The sequence below is a fragment of the Parazoarcus communis genome (genome assembly GCF_003111665.1).
GTDB classification, from domain to species: domain Bacteria; phylum Pseudomonadota; class Gammaproteobacteria; order Burkholderiales; family Rhodocyclaceae; genus Parazoarcus; species Parazoarcus communis_B.
Genome location: NZ_CP022188.1, coordinates 1,935,814 through 1,953,291, shown reverse-complemented (window position 1 = coordinate 1,953,291; position 17,478 = coordinate 1,935,814). Strand labels below are relative to the sequence as shown.

The window sequence follows — 17,478 nt, the reverse complement described above, 5'->3', positions numbered from 1 at the left end:
GCGCTCAGTGCGAAGCCAGCCCCCGCCGGTACTGAATGGCTTCTGCCATGTGCGCGGCGCCGGGCTGCGCGACTTCATTCAGGTCGGCGAGCGTGCGCGCAACCCGCAGTACCCGGTGATAGGCACGTGCCGACAGATTGAGCCGGCTCATGGCCTGTGCCAGCAGGGCCGCCCCCGCCGCGTCAGGCACGCAACAGGCGTCCACCTGCGCCGGCGCAAGCGCGGCGTTCGGCATGCCCTGGCGCTCGACTTGCAACGCTCGTGCCCGAAGCACCCGGGCGCGGACAGCTGCACTCGACTCGCCGCGGGCGCCTTCGGCAAGGTCCTCGTAGGACACCGCCGGCACCTCGACCACCAGATCGATACGATCGAGCAGCGGACCGGAAAGGCGCGCGCGGTAGCGGGAGATCTGCGTCGGCGTGCAGGTGCAGGCCCGGGTCGGATGGCCTGAATAACCGCAGGGACAGGGGTTCATTGCCGCGACGAGCTGGAAGCGTGCGGGAAATTCGGCCCGCCGGCGCGCGCGCGAGACCGTGACATGTCCGGTTTCGAGCGGCTCGCGCAGCGACTCGAGCACCCTGCGATCGAACTCGGGCAGTTCGTCGAGAAACAGCACACCGTGATGCGCCAGGGACACCTCGCCGGGTTGCGGAATCGCGCCTCTGTAAGATATAGAAATATGTGCGACGATCCCAGCCGTGCTCCAATAAGTTTGCCGGTTTAGGTAACAATTATTGCGACGGAAATACTAGTAATAACTGCGACGAGGTTCATTTTGTCAACCAATAGCTGCGACATACTTCTACCCCGCCAAACACGCAAGATTCGACCGACTCGCCGTAGCGTTTCTGGGCACTACGCTTTTCGCGGTGAGTCGTCTGTAGCGTTTGAATCCACGCTTGAGCGTGACTTCCTGATGCGCACCGAATTTTTCTTGTCAGTGCTGGACGTGATCCCGCAACCCGTTGAGGTTCCCTTCACTGCGGCAAACGGCAATCGCTACACCTATACGCCAGACTTCCTCGTTTACTACCGACTTGGGGATCGTTCCTATAACCAATACCCCAAGCCGGTTCTGGTCGAAGTCAAACCAGCCGTTGCTTGGCGCAAGCACTGGCGTGAGTGGCTTCCTAAATGGAAGGCCGCATGGCGCTACGCTCAAGAACAGGGGTGGGAATTCCACATCCGCGACGAATCAAGGATCCGTGATCAGGCGCTCGACAACATCCGATTCCTTGAGCCCTACAAACGCATGCAATTTCCACCTCAAGAGAGTCAGTGGATCATTGATAACCTGCGTGAGATGGGAGCTTCGACTATCGACTATCTCATTGCTCGGCATTTCATGGGACTTTACCGAGCTGAAGGGCTAGCGCATCTCTGGCACTTGCTTGCCGTCCGGAAACTGGACTGCGATATCAACCGACCGCTCAACAACTTCACAGAGGTCTGGCTTCCTGATATCGACTAAACCATAGGCCACTTTTGGTTTGGTGAGCACGGTAAAGACGCGAAAAATCGACAGATCACTGCACTTCAGGAACAAAAATGGACGAATGTGACGACTTTGAACTACCCAACGAGGCGTTCGCTCCCAACCGAAAATCGGTCAATATTGAGGTAGGCGCATTCGTACAACGGGGCGAAACGATCTACCGTGTCACCCAGGTGCTGGACTTTGAGTCTGTCATTGGCGTGGAAGTGGAAACGGGGCGCAGCGTCCCTCTGCTGATCGGCGATCTGCGCTGCCTGCAAGACGATGCCGACCCCAAACTGGCCGTAAATCAAGATCTAGCGGAAATCGCCGATGATGACTGGCGAATCGCTCAGCAACGATTCGCTGCGATCAGTCCGCTAGTTGGCAAAACCCTATGGGGGCGTGACGAAGTTGAGCGACAAGCGAAGGCCTGCAACATCGACCCGTCGACGCTCTATCGCTGGTTGAAGCGTTACAACGCCTACGGTTCGGTCACCGCACTGATCCCAAAAAAGCGTGGCTGGCTAGAAGGAAAAAGCCGGATACCACCCCATGCTGAACAGGTCATCGAAGAGACGATCAGGGACTACTATCTCACGGTCCAGCGCCCCACTGCGAAAAAGACCATACAAGAAGTTCAGCGTCGATGTGCCGAAAGAGGTATCCAAGCACCGAATCACATGACGATTCGTTCACGCATCACGAAGCTGTCTGAAAAGGAGCGACTAAGAGGTAGAGGATTCAAAGAGAAGGCCAAAAACAAGTTTTTGCCAGCGGCCGGACGCTTTCCGAACGCCGACTATCCACTGGCAGTCGTGCAGATTGACCACACTCCCGCCGACATCATCCTAGTGGATGACGTGTTCCGCAAGCCCATCGGTCGCCCGTGGATTACGCTGGCGATGGACATAAACACGCGCATTGTGACCGGATATTACCTCTCGTTTGACCCACCCTCTGAGACATCCGTCGCCATGTGCGTCGCCCACTCAATGCTACCCAAGGATGACTGGCTGCTACTTCATACGGTCGACGCTCAGTGGCCTGTTTGGGGTAAACCGCGCACCATTCATGTCGACAATGGTGCAGATTTCCGGTCGAACAATTTTCAGCAGTCTTGCCTTGCCTACGGAATCAACCTGGAGTTTCGTCCGGTCAAGCAACCGCAGTACGGTGGCCACATCGAGCGAATGCTCGGGACGCTACTACGCGAGATTCATGGCCTTCCGGGCACCACATTCTCTTCGATCAAAGAGCGCGACGGCTACGATGCGGAGAAGCATGCAGCCATGACGAAGTCCGAGTTCGAGACTTGGCTGGTGACACTAATAAGCAAGTTTTATCATCAACGCCTACATTCCGCCATAGGGATGACGCCACTGAAAAAATGGGAAATAGGCATTTTTGGCAACGCCGAGGTACAGGGTATCGGGGTGCCACCCAAACCTACCGACCGGCTGACGGTCCTCTTGGACTTTCTTCCTGCCTTTCGTCGCACAGTGCAAACCTTCGGCGTCACGATTGACGGGGTGACCTACTACGCCGAAGCTTTACGGCCATGGATCAATTCCACGGACTCAGAAACCGGAAAGAAATTGGACCTCGTGTTTCGCCGCGATCCCAGGGACATCAGCACAATCTGGTTTTTTGATCCAACGCTCAAGCAGTATTTCAAGATCCCGTTCAGTGATCAGGCGCTGCCCGCCATGAGTATCTGGGAGTACGAGCAGGCACGAGAGAAGCTCAAGCGTGAAGGGCTGAAGAGCATCAATGAATTTGCTCTCCTGCGCGCAATCACGGAGCTGCGCTCCCAAGTGGAAGACGCCAAGGAGAAAACTAAACGGGCTCGGCGCCAGGCCCAACGGCGCAAGGAGCACGAGAAGAACATCTCACCTGCCGTGCCTCTGCCCCCGAAACAACCTTCACCAACGCAGTCTTCAGTACAGGCGTTTGCCGGTCTCGTGGATGGCGACATTGACACCTTCGGAGATATTGCATGAGCGATTACGATCACATCCACTCGGATTTTCGTCACATCATGTCGCTTTCCGATGCTGAGCGGATCGCCTTTCTGGATGAGCCTCGCTGGATAGGATACAAGAGCGCACAGCAAGTGCTTGAAACGCTTCAAGGCCTTCTGCATAAACCTGTCCGTCCCCGGATGCCTAATCTGCTACTTGTCGGCGATCCAAACAACGGAAAAACTACGGTCGTTCGTCGTTTCCAGGATGTGTGCGGACAGGGCTACGTCAATGAAGACGCTGAACCAGTGAAACCCATCATTCTTGCCGAAGCGCCGCCGAGCGCGGACGAAAAGGGCCTCTACATCTCCATCCTAGAACGCTTCTTTACGCACTACCGGGCAACTGATCCGGTGTCCAAGTTGCGCTACCAGGTCATACACTTGTTCCGGGCGTGTCATGTCAAGATGCTCATCATTGATGAGTTTCACTCATTGCTGACGGGTTCGGCAATCAAGCAACGGGAGGTCATGAATTCCATCAAGCTCCTTTGTAACGAACTTGCCATCCCCATCGTTGGGGTTGGCACTCGTGAAGCTGTTCGCGTTCTACACACTGACCCACAGCATGCGAGCCGTTTCGACGTGATCAGCCTGCCGGTATGGGAACTCAACCAAGATTTCCAACGACTTCTCGCCGGTTTCGAGAAGGTATGCCCTCTGAAAAATCCGTCGCGATTGCATCAGCCTGAACTTGCTGCCCTTCTGCATGCCATCTCTGAGGGTAACATCGGTAATCTGCATCGCCTTCTTGTTGAATGCGCTCAGGATGCGATCAAAACAGGGAGGGAGATCATTGACAAGCCCGTAATCCAAGGCAAAGCGTGGGTACGCCCCACCCGCGGCATACGAGAAATGCTCTCGTGAACGAGGGGTGGGCGCTGCCTGTTGCCTTGCAGCCAGACGAACTGTTGTCGTCTTGGCTGGCAAGGGCCGCACTCACCCAAGGCTGCGATCCGCTGGTGTTGACCGGGAGTATTTGGCCGAGCTGGCGTGTATGGGCGAGAGATCCTGATCGTGGCTTAAGCAAAGCCCAGGTTGACGCATTGGCAAGCGTATCCGGTATTGATACTTCGACGCTGCATACCACCAGCCTTCGCACAACTGCTGCAACAATCGCACGAGGGCCGCTTGAATCTTATGCAATTTGGCCGTGGATACTCGCACAAGGCACGAGAAACCGCATGCGTCACGGTGGCCTTCAATACTGCCCCATCTGCCTGAAGGAAGACGGGAAGCCATACTTCCGGCGACAGTGGCGCTTGGCATGGCACACAGGCTGCGTTAAACACGGCGTGCTTTTAGCGGACAGGTGCACTCATTGCCACGCACCACTCGAACCCCATCGGTTATCAGCCGAAGACGGGCACCTTGCCCGCTGTGCGACTTGCGTTTCGGATTTGCGCCAGGTCGATACACTCCCGGTCGTGGAGAGCGCACTCACTTTTCAGAATACCGCTGATGACGTTTTGACAACAGGGGTAGGAGTCTACGGCACCACCCAGCTTTCACCGGCTGACTGGTTTGAGCTATCACGCTATTTTTTAACGATTCTGCGTAAGGCAAGTCTCACGCAATCCGGCAAGCTACGCGCTCTCATACGTGAGCTTGGGATCAACTCCGTGCAGCTGAATCCGCCGGCAACCGGATTACCACTGGAGCTTCTGCCGGTAGGCGAACGAATGCAACTCCTCTCTGCGTTGTGGAGGCTTCTTTCAGCAGGACCAGAAGGTTTCCGTGCAGCGACACATGCAGCACTGCTCACGAGAGGCTACCTCCATCACACCAAGCAGCCCGTTCCTGCCTCAGTATTAACGCTGCTCGAATCATTGCCCGGGCAGATCGGCATCGGCAGCTATCCAGCCCGAGACAAATCTGGTGCTCCACGGTCGAAGCAGACAGTCATGAGGATGCATGCTCGCTTGCTACGTAGAATGAACGCAGCCTCTCGATGAGTACAGATCACCCACTCCAGTGCTGCGACGAATGCGGTCGGGCAATGTCGAAGGCCAGCCGTGTCCGCAACGGCCATCGTTACTGCTCTACATGCTACGCACGAGTTTTCAAGAAACGAATTTGCCCCGCTTGCGGCTTCATTGCTCGACTTCCAACTAACGACTCCCAAGCCGTTTGCCATAAATGTGAATGGGCCAAGCCCTGCGTCCGCTGCGGTAAGTCTGACTACCGAACAGGGAAGCTGACACAGTACGGCCCGGTTTGTAACACATGTGCTCCGCATTTCCGGGAGGTTGAGCCGTGCGAGGCATGCGGAGCCGGATCGCCAAGGCTAACTAGAGTGACGCGCTTTGGCCACGGGAAGCGGCTCTGCCCCCGATGTGCCGTGGCTGACTATGGGACCTGTTCAGCATGCCGCCGTCACCGTCGCCTTCAGGAGGGAGCTGACGGACGCCGGCTATGTGCAATTTGCCTAAACCAAGGCGAGGTTCCCTGTCCCGAATGCGGCGAGGTCATGCCTGCGGGACGACGAAATCGGTGCGAACGTTGCTACTGGACAAGCACGGCCCTTAAACGCATCGAGATCGATGCGGCCGCCTTCTCTTCGCCAGCCACGGCAGCGGCCTTTCGCGATTTTGGTCTGTGGCTCATCAACGCGACCGGACCGCACAAGGCCGCTCAAAAAATACACCGATACCTGCAGTTCTTTCTGAATATCAATGACCAATGGCCTTCGTGTGCCAACTATCATGCACTCTTGGATATCTTCGGTGCAGAAGGTTTGCATCTTGCGCGCCTGCCGATGCGCTGGCTTAGGGAAACGCGCGGCATCGTGGCCGACCCGGCGCTGCGAGAAGCCGATTCCGAGCGTCGCCGAATTGACGCGATTCACGCTTCTTTGCCGAAAGGAAGCAAGGGCTCCAATGCACTCGTGGCGTTCGCGAACACACTGAGGACAAGGCACGCTGAGGGGAAAACGTCACTACGCTCAATCCGACTTGCTCTGAGTCCTGCCGCATCGTTACTGAGACGCTGTGATCAAGACGGGCGAAAACTGCCCAGTCAAGCCGAATTGGATGTTTTCCTTTCGGCTTCACCGGGGCAGCTGGCAGCCATTACCGGGTTCGCTAACTTCGTGAACAACGCCTTTGGTGGCAAGCTCATACCTCGCGTTGATCAGTTGCAGATTGTCAAGGCGCGACGCTCAGCGCTGGAGGGGAAGCTAACAAACCTTCTCCGACAGGATCTTGGCACGGATGACGTGCTGAAGCGCTGGATACCTTGCGCAATGGAGTATTTCCATAATGTTCCGGCACGAGCCGTACTGACGCTGACAGAGCGCGATGTCACCCTCGATGACGCCGGTGCTGTCGTCACCTTGAAGGGCATCAAATACTGGGTACCGATATGAAATGCATCTTACTCAGAGTTCGTGTCGTTTAACGCTTGCAATCATCGTCAGAACCGACGATGATTCACGACATGAGCTATCCCGGCGGAAAAGGCAAGTGCTATCAACGGCTGATTAACTTGATGCCCCCCCATGAAACCTACATCGAGACTCACCTCGGTAGCGGCGCCGTGTTGAGGAACAAGCGACCGGCCAATACCACGATCGGCATTGACGCTGACGAGCGTGTTGTTTCAACGTGGTCGCAAAGCACCCCTATGGGGTGCAAGGTGGTTCAGGCAGATGCGGTCACTTTCCTTGAACAGTACACATTCCTTGGAAACGAACTGGTCTACGCAGATCCACCCTACGTGGCGGCCACGCGTCGTCGGACGAAGATCTACCGATACGAGTACTCGGACTTAGATCACTTTCGCCTTCTGGATGTACTCGCTACGCTGCCGTGCATGGTGATGATCTCGGGCTACGAGAGTGCTCTCTACGAACAACGACTTCGCGGGTGGCGAAGGGTGTCGTTTTCTGCCAATACGCAAAGAGGACTTCGCCAAGAATGTGTCTGGATGAATTTTCCTGAGCCCACGCAATTACACGATGCGTCTTTTTTGGGGGCGACGTTCCGCGAGCGCCAAGCCGTCAAACGACGGCACGAGAGGCTGTTTGAGCGCTTCGGTCGGATGGACCCTGTCGAGCGCGAGCACATCTTGCAGGTGCTTAACAACCGCTACAACGAAAGGGCATGTACAACATGATGCAAACTGCCGCGGTATTCACAGGCGCAGCAATCATCAAGGTCGATCTTCCCCCGCCCGATGCCGAGACACTACCTGGCGTGCCATGGGGCGCGGTCGAAGCCTTCCCTACACCCGCGTACTGGACATACCAGGTGATCGCGCGGCGGATCTGCGGCACCCCAATTCGATATCGTTTGGGAAGCACCCTTGCCGAAGAGGTAGCAGCTTGCCTACTTGGCGGGCATGGCATCCCAGCAGCGGTCGGCGTCGCCGCTTTCCAGAAGCTGAGATCGTGCGGTGCCCTTCAAGGAACACCCACCGAAGCACAGATCGGGGAGTTGCTATCGGAGCCACTCGATATCGATGGCCGCCACATTCGATATCGCTTTGTGCGGCAAAAGACGCGGTACCTGAGCGCCGCCCTTGCGCGCCTTTCAGTCGAACAGCCGCCGCTGACGAGCGGCCGGGCTCTGCGCGATTGGCTGATTCAGCTACCAGGCATCGGGTTCAAAACCGCCTCGTGGGTCGCGCGCAACTGGCTCGACGCCGACGACGTCGCCATCCTCGATATTCACATCCTCCGTGCCGGAGCACTCGCACGCTTCTTCGACGAGGACCTGAGTGTCGAGCGGAACTATCTTGAGCTGGAAGAACGCTTTCTGCGGTTCTCCAAGGCAATCGGCGTCCGCGCGTCCGAGCTAGATGCTGTGATGTGGCACGAAATGATGTCCTCTCCCCGGACGATCACTCAGCTCATGGGCGGGAAGCGAAAAGGGGTGCGCCCAAGTGAGACGACCATGGCGCCTGTATCTGATCTTCCGCTAGTCCGGCCGCGCGCCCACAAAGGCCGCTCCGACCCCCGCCAAGCCAGGCTGATCGAGTAGCCGTCCCACCCAGGGCTCGCCCGTTACGCCCAAAGGACAGTAGTTCAAGCCTATAGCCTCCGCGGCGACCGCAAGAAAACCCAGCAATACCCCTGCATCCCGCCAGACAAGACTTTCCGCAGCTTCGTATTTTGCAGCGGTCTTGCCAGGCTCTGCCGCCAAAATGAGAAGCGTTGCAGATGTTGCCGGGACGACACTGTGCATCTCGGCCAATACCCCGCTTGGCTCAAGTTGGGTAATCACCTCGTCCAAGCCGTGAGTCACTGGGTCATACCTGAGCCACCGCCCGGCCTGCGGATCGATCACCAGCAGGTGAATGGGATGAATGGCTCCTGCAGACGGGCAGGGACGATGCGACAAAGTAAATCCAAGCTCATCACCTCCTGTCCCCTGCACCTGGCAGGTCAGCCAGGTCAGTTTGCTCAACATCTCCAAGCTTAGTCGCGAGAACTCGCGCTTTGTGCGCCTCTGAAGCAATAGCTCTGCGCATGAACGACTCGATCCAGAGGAAAACACAGGGACGGGCAGAGCCATACGGGCCCCTAGCGGCCACTTCAAGGGCGCGTAGCGCTGTGGAGTTTCTCGCAGTCGGGGGCTTCCCAGATCAACCCAGTCGTCCATCAAGCTCATTGAGTACCTCGAAGTACTTGTTGCAGCCACGGCAATTGGCACAAGCAACATTCGCTTTATGGCAACTATGTGCCCAAGCGAGGAGCTCACGGGGCACGCCCGCTTCACGAACGAGTTCAACAGTCCCAAGGTGGATGGCCGGCGCGTCGACCCGTATACCTCCTTCCTGCAGCGCAACCAGGGCGTTCATCGCTTCGACAAAGTCCGAGGTGCCGTCGCGGTGGGCTGAGTCCGATTTGACCGTGCCGATCATGAGCCTCCCCACGCCAAGTGACAGCGATCTCGCCGCCGCGAACGTAATCAGGATCTGGTTCCGGTACGGCCACCAATCACTTGCTGGGGCATGGCAGTCGGCATCGGCGCCTGCCATGTCGCCGGAACCCAGCGCACGGCAGTCGATCCGCACGACATGGTGCTCAATTCCCAGTCGTCTACAGATCAACTGCGATGCGGTGATTTCGGCTTGGGCAGCCAACTGGCCATAGTCGATCGTTATCCCGATCTCGGGCCTCTTCCACCAGGCGATCGAGAGCGAGTCCATGCCGCCCGACAGGAGCAAGGCTGATCTCATAGCCTGCAAGCCGTCCAGAGCGTCTGATAGATCGAACTCACGTAGTCATCGCAGAGCAGGCAGTCCGAGCCGCCCATCATTTTCTTGTTCTCGTCGGACTCGTTCTCACAGTAGACGATGACAGGCTTGCCTTTCGCCCGCGCGTAACCGATCTCATAGACCGTGCCTGGATCCATTCCATCACCGACCGCGAAGATCAAATCGGCATCGTTGATCCCCTCAAGATCAAGGGGAACGACATCCTCGGCGCTTCCGTGTCCGACGTCATGGTAAGGCGAGAACACCTTCAACCCTGCGGCCAACAGGTCGCTTCTGGCCTGCTCGATCAGCCATAGCTGAGCAAGACTGAAAAACGGGCCGGCAAGATAAACCTTCGGGCGGTGACCTCGAGAAAACGCCTCGGATGGAACGATCGGGCTCAGAGTGAACGACTCCAGCACCGGGGGGGTCGCAAACCCACGGGTCTGGCAGTAATAGGCGGTCGCACGCGAGGCAAGGTCCGCGCTCTCTGCAGCGCTTCGTCCTTCGTGCAACCACCGATAAGCAAAGTGAGCCGCGAAGTTATCCCCGGAGCCAATCTTCCAAACCTTCTGCGACTGGTAGGCGGGAACGGTCGCCACGCCGTGTTGATCACGGACCAGAGCACCCATCGCACCGCGTTTGATCACCACGACGGCTGCACGCTGCTGTTGCATAAGATCGCCGGCCATCGTCTCTGCGGAAGCGTCCCTTGCTCCTGTTAGCAAGGCAGCCTCATGCTGGTTCAGCACAAGCGCGAGTTCGTCAGCAGTTGAGCCATTTGCGTGGAAGGATTCCGGGGCATAAGCATCTTGGGGGTCGTAGACCACCTTTTGGCCATGAACGATTGCATCTCCGTCCATCATTCCGAAACGAAGCACTCGTGAAGCAGACACCCGCAAGGCCGCCCCAACCACTCCGCGCCCCAGAATTCTCGGCGTTGCAAGGCCATGGTCGTAGTCGAAGGCTATTTCTTGAACTGAATCGTTTCTGGCGACGTGAAATCCTTCGAATGCACCCCTCGAAGCAAGCACCTCGGCAGCTGCCGGATCAAGATACGAGTGCAGCGACACCGACGCCCCCATCGATGCTATTGCGGAGGCCGCCCTGCCGGCCGATCCGTAAATCTCGCGCCAGGCTGGGCGCATGCAACGCTCCCGGTACACTCCCCCGACGACGGCGATGTCGGCGCCAGTGCCGCCTTCGCCACTCATCGTGCGCTTACCCGGACAGTCACTTGGCCGTCACTCTTCCCGATCACTGTTGCAACGTAGTTCGTGCCGTCAGCTATGCACTCTCGAAGTTTCTGAACGTCTGGCGACGCAATACCACCCGCGAGCTCACCATCGTGCATCGCAACGACTGTCGTGGTGCTCCCCACCTGCATCGTCCTCACATCCAGTTCATCGCCAACGTCAATTCTCTCCACCACCGCGGGCTTCGGAGAGTTTAACTGCGTCGTGATAACCAAGGAGTCGCAGCTACTCGCCCCGCTCGAGAAACCGATACCGCCAGAACTGCCGCTGGAACCAGACATGGGAGACTCCTTTCGCTGTTTGCTATGCCCTGGAGCATAAAGAATGCGATTAAGATATTTACATGTCAATAGAAACTAGGAGAATCTGAACTATTCAGAGCCGGAAACAATACTGAGGGCATAGACCGCGCTGCCACCACAAAGCGAGGAGCGCAAACGACAATCATCAGAGTCGGTTTAAATGGCTGACTTGGACAACCGTGCTCAGAACATCAACTGATCAGGGGCTACTTAAGGCTTGCGCGACGGTTTGTGCGCCAATAAGGTCCAAGTGCAGCGAAGCAAAGGCCCCCCGCAATAGTGGTTCGGGTAAAGCCCAGTCCCATTTCTCGCGGAGAAGGTTCTTCGCCTCCGCGAGAACCTGTATCGGGTCTGGTGCAGGCAACTCGGCAATATCCGCCAAGGCGTCCGATAGTCGGTCGGACGATATACCCGACACCGTCAATGCAACCCCCTCATTGGTAGCAGACAGCCCAACATGGGCAAGGAGCATGACAAGGCCATCGTTCACCCAATCGCCCCGCCAAGTTAGCAGCACCACGTCGTTGCCCTTGTTGAACAGCCAGTTGTTGCTGAGGTCGGCGAGTTGGTAGAACTCGCGAGCCTCATTCAATAGTGCTGCAGCACCAGCATCCAGGAATGGCACCGGGTCCGCTTCCATCAGAACCTGGCGCATTTCCTGTCGTACGACGTCATGCACCATGCATGCGCCACCATCGAATGCCGGAGGAGCTCCGCCTTTGTCCGGTGCTACGACGATTATCTTCTTCTCAGAATCGACATCGATGACACGCCAGCGTCTGCCGCCAAAGATGATGCGTTGGCTGGGTACAAGGGGATGGGAAACGGGGAGCGAGCCCAGCATCCTTCCGTCGCAGACGATGCGAAACTCCTCGTCAGAGGCGAAGGCAGCATAGAACTCGTAGTGGTTCGCCAGTTTCTCGCCGAGTTCGCCGTGTAACAAGAGACCCGAACTGTCTTGGATGAGTAGCTGCTTGTCGCCCAAATGACAAAGCAACAGAACGAAGTCGTCGCGGGTGATGTTTGAAAACGCACCATCCTTGACTAAGGTTGCCCACAGTTCTGCCGCTGTGGCGCCTCCGCGCTCAGCAATGACTGACAAAATCTGTTGAACAAGGGTCGACGCGTGCAGCCCGTCGACCCTTGGTGGCTCGAACCAGCCTCTGATGAGCAGTCGGACCATCGCTATTGATTGAACCAAGCCCTCGCGCAGGCAATCAGACAGCCCGGATTTTGACGTCAGCTCTGGTTCGATGCAGTAACCACGCAGTATGGCTGGTTCGCCTTTGCGACGTCCCGAACGGCCGAGACGTTGGCGCAGACTCGCTACGGAGGGCGGTGGACCAATCTGACAGACGCTCTTCACTGAACCGATGTCAATGCCGAGTTCGAGCGTGGTCGTACAGATGGCAGTTGCTGGCTTCGTCCCGTCCTTCAGTGCCCGTTCGGCTTCCTCGCGAAACTCCTTCGATAGGCTGCCGTGATGCGGCCAGAATTCGTTTGGGATGTTGTTTCGCTCGCAGGCCCGCCTTAGCAAGTCGGCGTAGATCTCGACCTGCCTGCGGCTGTTCGGAAACACAAGGTTGTTAGAGCCACGCAGCGCCTTATAGAGCTGTTCGGCCACCTCCAGCGTGCATCCTTTGACAAGGTCCTCCATCTCGGGATCTTCGATATTTGGATCTTCCTCGACCCGCGGTGGCTTCTCTACATAGCCCTTGATGAGCACCTTCAGCTCCTGCCCACCGCTTTTGGCAACAATCAACTCGACCGAATCTACTCCGTCGGGCCGAAGGAAGCTGGCAGCAAGCCCCATATCCCCCAGAGTCGCGGACAGGCCAACCAGAGGGAGCCGTCGCCCAACGGTTCGTTCAAGGCGGTGAAGCAACGATTGAAGCTGCTTGCCTCGCTCGGAACCGATGAAGGCGTGCAACTCGTCGATAACGACGTATCGAAGGCGGGACATCAGGCCTGGCATGGCGGAGCCCCGTCGAACGAACAGGGCCTCGAGGGACTCTGGAGTGATGAGGAGCACGCCGCGGGAGTCTTTGACGAACCTGTGCTTTTTGCTGGCCGCTATATCGCCATGCCAGGCAACAACAGGGATGTCCAACGACTCGCACAAGTCAGACAACCGGCCCCACTGGTCATTGATGAGCGCCTTAAGCGGCCCGATATAGAGCACCGAGCCAATATCTGGCTCGTGACGGAGCATATGGGTCAGGATGGGGAAGAAGGCAGCTTCGGTCTTCCCCGCTGCGGTTGCGGCAGCCACGATGACGTCGCGGTCGGCATCGATAAGAGCCGGAATCGCCTTCTCCTGCGCATCGCGCAAGGCAGTCCATCCCTCTCTCCAGATCCACCGCTGGATGCGCGCATCCAACAACTGGAAGGCCTGGGAGTCAGAGCTTGAAGCTGGCGAGTTCGTCGTCATCCTCAACCGCCGTGTCCGCGGCTCCACCCATGTCCTTCTCGACAGCGACGTGCCCAAGTAGCTCCGTCCAGTCCGCGGAGGGATTCTGCTCAAGGATGGCCAGAAGATTGATGAAGGCGGTGATGGTTGTCCGCGGCGTTCTGAAGTAAGCATCCCCAAGGCGTTGAGCGCAGTGCGCCATAAAGGCGGGAATGGCTTCATCCGGAACCAGATACTTGGCTCTGTCACCACTGGCATAGAGATGACGCAGCTTGTTGAGGAGCACGTAGAAGTCCTCGGGCGTAAGGCTCGCAAGCCGAAGAACGGGGCCCGAATAGTCCACCATGCCGGCCTTGGCGAAGGTGTTTTCTGCCAGCCGAGACTGCAGGGCAGTGTAGCTATACAGGCCACGACGCGTGTCCATCAGGAAATCGGGTGTGCCTCCAAGCACTATCCCGAGCCCTTCTGCGGAGCCCTGCAAAGAGTCGTTCAGGATGCGAAGGATCTGCTCGTAGTTGGCGTTACGCGCCTGTGTGTTGGAGAGTTTGTAGAGGTTCACCAACTCATCCAGACAGACCATCAGGCCGCTATAACCCGCAAGCCGGATAAAGCGGGCGAGCAGTTTCAGCTGGTCGTATATCGAGGCGTCGTCGATGATGGTGCGTACGCCCAATGCAGCGCGGGCGTCCGTTTTTGTGGTGAACTCCCCGCGTAGCCAACGGATAGCGTCTGACTTGAGCTGTTCGTTACCTTCGTCAAAACCTCGGCAGTACGCTGCGATGACCTCGGCGAAGTCGTAACCGTTCACCATCTCTGACAGGTGGTCTAGGCGCTCGCGCACTATCGCTTCGCTGGGTTTCCCGCTCGTCTTCGCTTCGGACTTGGCCTGCGCGATGAATTTCTCGACGATGCCGGGGAGGGCTCCCCCATCCGGTTTTGTGCGCGTGGAAACGTTCTTGGCCAATTCCGCATAGAGCGAGCGGGCTTGCCCGCCGGTCGCATGGAGTCGACGGTCTGGATTAAGATCCGCATGCATCGTGACGAGCTTCTTCTCCATCGCGATGGCACGAACAAGGTTCAAGAAGAACGTCTTTCCCGAGCCGTACTCACCTATGACGACTCTGAATCCGGAGCCAGCGTCAGCGATGCGCTCCACATCCTTCATCAGCGCCTCGAGCTCTTTCACTCGCCCGACTTGAATCAGATGTTGGCCGACCCGCGGGACGACGCCCGCGCGTAGCGATTGAATGACCGCATCACGGTCCTTCGCGCGAATTGTGCTCATACTGGTAGCGCCTCCAAGACTTCCTTGTTGATTTCAATCGGGTCGTCACCTTCTGTCAGGGGCGCATCCAGCGCATCCAGTACTGCCTCGTTGATGTGCTCTAGCGCACCATCGAGCATCAATTCCATGTCAGCCGCAGCATCTGCGAGCTCGCCACGGAGCCAAGAGGTCCTTGAGACAAGAATGCGAACAAAGGCCGAATGGTCTGCATCGAGACCAAGAATTCCGGGAGCTGCCGTGAGCTCTTCCTCTGGCGCCGCCTCCATAATCTGGGCGGGCTCGTGCGCTTCTTCATCCACAAACACCTTCGCGAGCAGTTCCGAGACTTCGGCGGTTTCCTTTTCCAGTTGTGCGATGCGAGCGGGGTCCAGGGCGAAGCCCGCTGTCGCACCGATGGCGGTCACAACAGGTGTGGCTTGCGTGGTGGATGTGGTGGGGACGACATTTGGCGCGGGGCTCGCATGCAGGTCCGAGTAAACGAGCTTGGTGTCCAGCGCCAAGGCTTTGTAGGTGCGCTCAAGAAACTTCACTTCGGCGGGGCTCACGACGCCGTCAGCTTGCGTGAGATGCGCGAGTAGGCGGCAGATTGAGCGGCGCGCGTCTTCCGACAAGGGCTCCAGCTTTTTCTTCAGGCTGGCTAGCGTCGCGGGTTGGTCGATGCCCAGGCGCAGGTGTGCTTTGAGTCGCTTCCGTTGGGTGTCGCTCAAATGAGCCCAGGCATTGATCTGCTTGGTCAGCGACATCAGTTCGTGGGCAGACGCCTCGCCATCTGCATGAACGGCCATGCAGGCCAGATCGAGGGTGACCGCCGCCGCGCGATACGCGTGTCCGGCCCGTGCGGTGCTGTCCTCCGGCAGGGTGGCGAAGAGCGCAACCCTGTCCTCGGCCTTGGGTGTGCGACTACCGGCAAGAACGTCGGGCTCCAGGCCGATGTGCAGGGATTCAAGTGCGCGGGCTAGGCCAATCACCTTGTCGCGAGACAGTGCCCCAGCGCTCTTGAGGCGGCCGGACAGCTCCCCAAACGCCATCAAGAGCATGCCGTCGCCGACGCGGCTCTTGAGGTCATCCAGTTCAGCACGAACTGGGGCAGGCCAAAGCTCGACCGGTAATTGAAGCAAGCCTTCGAGGGCTTGCGCCTTGTCGGGATTTCGTCCGATGAAGCGACTGTAGGACTCCAGGGACGTCGTGCAAGCGTCCACCAACGCCTGCAGCTTCTGGATGGGGCCCTTGACCGCCGTGACGTCTGGCAGATCGCCCACTTTTCGACGCATCTCTTGTCTTCCGAGAGCACCTGATGACGGTTGGTAGGTAACCTGGAGCTTCGTCTTATTGAGCCGGAGCACGAATCCATCGCCGAAGTCTTCAGCGTACTTGCGGTTGAAGAGAGCCTTGAACTCCGCCTCACACCGCGATACGGGGGTACGCCGGTAGATGTTGGGGTCGTTCAGCGCCCATGCTAAGGCCCATGACGCCGGAACGGGCTTCTGTGCAACCGCTAGGTGCCCGAGGCCTAGCTTCAGGCTCAGGGGCAGCTCGTAGCCGTGCTCGAGCGTCGAATTGACTGCGGGCGGGTCGGGAGTGAAGGCTTGAGTACTGTAGGTGTCGGCCTCGATGAAAGCCAGGAAATGGCTCGCATACCTGCGGAAGGAGTTGTTGTCGCCATAGATGCCAAGTAAGTGGCGCACCTCGTTCCTGATGACCTCAATCTCACCCCCCTCACTTGAACCTGAACCGAGATCGACAAGGACTCTGCGCTCTAGACCGTAGAAGAACAGGAAGACGTATCCGATGTTCGCGTCCGGCGCGCGTCGACCATCAGCCAGCCACTGAAGGTATGCACGACGAGCATCGGGAGAGATTGAAGAGTAAGAGGGCCAGTAGTCAGTGAGGCGAACCGACCAGTCGACGGGGCTACCGGTCACACCGAGTTTTGGATTAATGGCCGAAGGCTCGGTGTAACCGTAGTCATCGTGAGGGCCACTTCCGATGTAAACCATGCCTCCGGGTAGATCGAACCCTGCAACGTTCGCTTTCTCGCCGGCCGGCACCCAACGCAGGCTACTGCTGGAGACGGATGATGCCGGGACTCGGAACTCATCACTGTCGGCAGCTCCATCCATGCGGAAGCTAGCGAACCCCTCTTCCGGCCTACCGCGGATCGTCTTGAGGTCTCCTGTCGCCTGCGCCGACTCGCGCGCCCGTTGAGCAGTTCGAGACTGCGCCGTCGGCGACTCGGCTGTCGCCTTGGTCTTGTCTCCGAGTAGTTTCTTGGCGAGCCAGGCTACTAGCACAACACCTCCAATAATAAAGAGGAAGACCCAGACGTCCTTGGGTACGGACGCGATAGCCCCGATGATGATGGCTGCCATGATGAGCAGAGGACTTGACCCTGATTTCTTTGCCATGCGCGCGATGTCCCAGGCTTTTTCGATGTGCCGACCTTCCCCTGCAACCGAGCCGACGTACTATGATATTTCGGTAGCGGTGGGCGAGCAAGCAAGCAATCTGCTGGCAGATTACACACTCG

The 17,478-nt window shown here is 57.9% G+C and carries 14 protein-coding genes and 1 pseudogene; 7 read left to right on the top strand and 8 right to left on the bottom strand.

Features of this window, described 5'->3' with window-relative positions; translation table 11 throughout:
- Positions 1-4: 4 nt before the first annotated feature.
- Positions 5-661, bottom strand: a pseudogene (locus tag CEW87_RS08900) (ATP-binding protein); the annotation flags it as partial.
- A gap of 255 nt (positions 662-916) precedes the next feature.
- On the opposite strand from CEW87_RS08900, the gene CEW87_RS08895 reads away from it, so the two are divergent.
- The 7 genes from CEW87_RS08895 to CEW87_RS08865 all read left to right on the top strand — a co-directional run bounded on the left by CEW87_RS08895 (position 917) and on the right by CEW87_RS08865 (position 8,479).
- Positions 917-1,471 (top strand): TnsA endonuclease N-terminal domain-containing protein, encoded by a 555-nt coding sequence (locus CEW87_RS08895; RefSeq protein ID WP_199917155.1) that lies wholly within the window; start codon positions 917-919, stop codon positions 1,469-1,471.
- A gap of 77 nt (positions 1,472-1,548) precedes the next feature.
- Positions 1,549-3,477, top strand: coding sequence for a Mu transposase C-terminal domain-containing protein (locus CEW87_RS08890; RefSeq protein WP_108972361.1), 1,929 nt, complete (start codon positions 1,549-1,551; stop codon positions 3,475-3,477).
- Positions 3,474-4,364 carry a TniB family NTP-binding protein gene (locus tag CEW87_RS08885; protein ID WP_108972360.1) on the top strand — a complete coding sequence of 297 codons (891 nt, stop codon included), beginning with the start codon at positions 3,474-3,476 and terminating at the stop codon, positions 4,362-4,364. Before CEW87_RS08890 ends, CEW87_RS08885 begins: the two co-directional genes overlap by 4 nt.
- Positions 4,322-5,452 carry a TniQ family protein gene (locus CEW87_RS23005; protein WP_108972359.1) on the top strand — a complete coding sequence of 377 codons (1,131 nt, stop codon included), beginning with the start codon at positions 4,322-4,324 and terminating at the stop codon, positions 5,450-5,452. Before CEW87_RS08885 ends, CEW87_RS23005 begins: the two co-directional genes overlap by 43 nt.
- A 515-nt stretch (positions 5,453-5,967) precedes the next feature.
- Positions 5,968-6,864: a hypothetical protein gene (locus CEW87_RS08875; RefSeq protein ID WP_108972358.1), complete on the top strand. Its 897-nt coding sequence runs from the start codon at positions 5,968-5,970 to the stop codon at positions 6,862-6,864.
- Positions 6,865-6,935: 71 nt separating this feature from the next.
- Positions 6,936-7,613 (top strand): DNA adenine methylase, encoded by a 678-nt coding sequence (locus CEW87_RS08870; protein ID WP_108977066.1) that lies wholly within the window; start codon positions 6,936-6,938, stop codon positions 7,611-7,613.
- Positions 7,601-8,479 (top strand): hypothetical protein, encoded by an 879-nt coding sequence (locus tag CEW87_RS08865; protein ID WP_199917154.1) that lies wholly within the window; start codon positions 7,601-7,603, stop codon positions 8,477-8,479. The genes CEW87_RS08870 and CEW87_RS08865 overlap by 13 nt, the downstream gene beginning before the upstream one ends.
- On the opposite strand, the gene CEW87_RS23000 is transcribed toward CEW87_RS08865, so the two are convergent.
- The 7 genes from CEW87_RS23000 to CEW87_RS08830 all read right to left on the bottom strand — a co-directional run bounded on the left by CEW87_RS23000 (position 8,417) and on the right by CEW87_RS08830 (position 17,356).
- Positions 8,417-8,908 carry a nitroreductase family protein gene (locus CEW87_RS23000; RefSeq protein WP_420094131.1) on the bottom strand — a complete coding sequence of 164 codons (492 nt, stop codon included), beginning with the start codon at positions 8,906-8,908 and terminating at the stop codon, positions 8,417-8,419. The two genes, CEW87_RS08865 and CEW87_RS23000, sit on opposite strands and share 63 nt — an antisense overlap.
- Positions 8,909-9,083: 175 nt before the next feature.
- Positions 9,084-9,668, bottom strand: coding sequence for a 7-cyano-7-deazaguanine synthase (locus CEW87_RS08855; RefSeq protein WP_199917152.1), 585 nt, complete (start codon positions 9,666-9,668; stop codon positions 9,084-9,086).
- Between the two features lie 8 nt (positions 9,669-9,676).
- Complete coding sequence (locus tag CEW87_RS08850) at positions 9,677-10,912, bottom strand: PfkB family carbohydrate kinase (RefSeq protein ID WP_108972355.1); 1,236 nt, start codon at positions 10,910-10,912, stop codon at positions 9,677-9,679.
- Positions 10,909-11,235, bottom strand: coding sequence for a hypothetical protein (locus tag CEW87_RS08845; protein ID WP_108972354.1), 327 nt, complete (start codon positions 11,233-11,235; stop codon positions 10,909-10,911). Before CEW87_RS08845 ends, CEW87_RS08850 begins: the two co-directional genes overlap by 4 nt.
- A gap of 220 nt (positions 11,236-11,455) precedes the next feature.
- Entirely contained in the window at positions 11,456-13,687 is a 2,232-nt protein-coding gene (locus CEW87_RS08840; protein ID WP_108972353.1) for a DEAD/DEAH box helicase, read from the bottom strand.
- A complete protein-coding gene (locus tag CEW87_RS08835) occupies positions 13,656-14,951 on the bottom strand; it encodes an ATP-binding protein (protein WP_108972352.1) in 1,296 nt (431 codons plus the stop codon). The genes CEW87_RS08840 and CEW87_RS08835 overlap by 32 nt, the downstream gene beginning before the upstream one ends.
- On the bottom strand, positions 14,948-17,356 hold the full coding sequence (locus tag CEW87_RS08830; protein WP_108972351.1) for a TerB N-terminal domain-containing protein: 2,409 nt from the start codon (positions 17,354-17,356) through the stop codon (positions 14,948-14,950). Before CEW87_RS08830 ends, CEW87_RS08835 begins: the two co-directional genes overlap by 4 nt.
- Positions 17,357-17,478: the final 122 nt, after the last annotated feature.

Coding starts and splice junctions, on each gene's coding strand:
- CEW87_RS08895 (WP_199917155.1), top strand. CDS start 917: ATGCGCACCGAATTTTTCTTGTCAGTGCTGGACGTGATCCCGCAACCC.
- CEW87_RS08890 (WP_108972361.1), top strand. CDS start 1,549: ATGGACGAATGTGACGACTTTGAACTACCCAACGAGGCGTTCGCTCCC.
- CEW87_RS08885 (WP_108972360.1), top strand. CDS start 3,474: ATGAGCGATTACGATCACATCCACTCGGATTTTCGTCACATCATGTCG.
- CEW87_RS08875 (WP_108972358.1), top strand. CDS start 5,968: ATGCCTGCGGGACGACGAAATCGGTGCGAACGTTGCTACTGGACAAGC.
- CEW87_RS08870 (WP_108977066.1), top strand. CDS start 6,936: ATGAGCTATCCCGGCGGAAAAGGCAAGTGCTATCAACGGCTGATTAAC.
- CEW87_RS08865 (WP_199917154.1), top strand. CDS start 7,601: ATGTACAACATGATGCAAACTGCCGCGGTATTCACAGGCGCAGCAATC.
- CEW87_RS23000 (WP_420094131.1), bottom strand. CDS start 8,908: ATGTTGAGCAAACTGACCTGGCTGACCTGCCAGGTGCAGGGGACAGGA.
- CEW87_RS08850 (WP_108972355.1), bottom strand. CDS start 10,912: ATGAGTGGCGAAGGCGGCACTGGCGCCGACATCGCCGTCGTCGGGGGA.
- CEW87_RS08845 (WP_108972354.1), bottom strand. CDS start 11,235: ATGTCTGGTTCCAGCGGCAGTTCTGGCGGTATCGGTTTCTCGAGCGGG.
- CEW87_RS08840 (WP_108972353.1), bottom strand. CDS start 13,687: ATGACGACGAACTCGCCAGCTTCAAGCTCTGACTCCCAGGCCTTCCAG.
- CEW87_RS08835 (WP_108972352.1), bottom strand. CDS start 14,951: ATGAGCACAATTCGCGCGAAGGACCGTGATGCGGTCATTCAATCGCTA.
- CEW87_RS08830 (WP_108972351.1), bottom strand. CDS start 17,356: ATGGCAAAGAAATCAGGGTCAAGTCCTCTGCTCATCATGGCAGCCATC.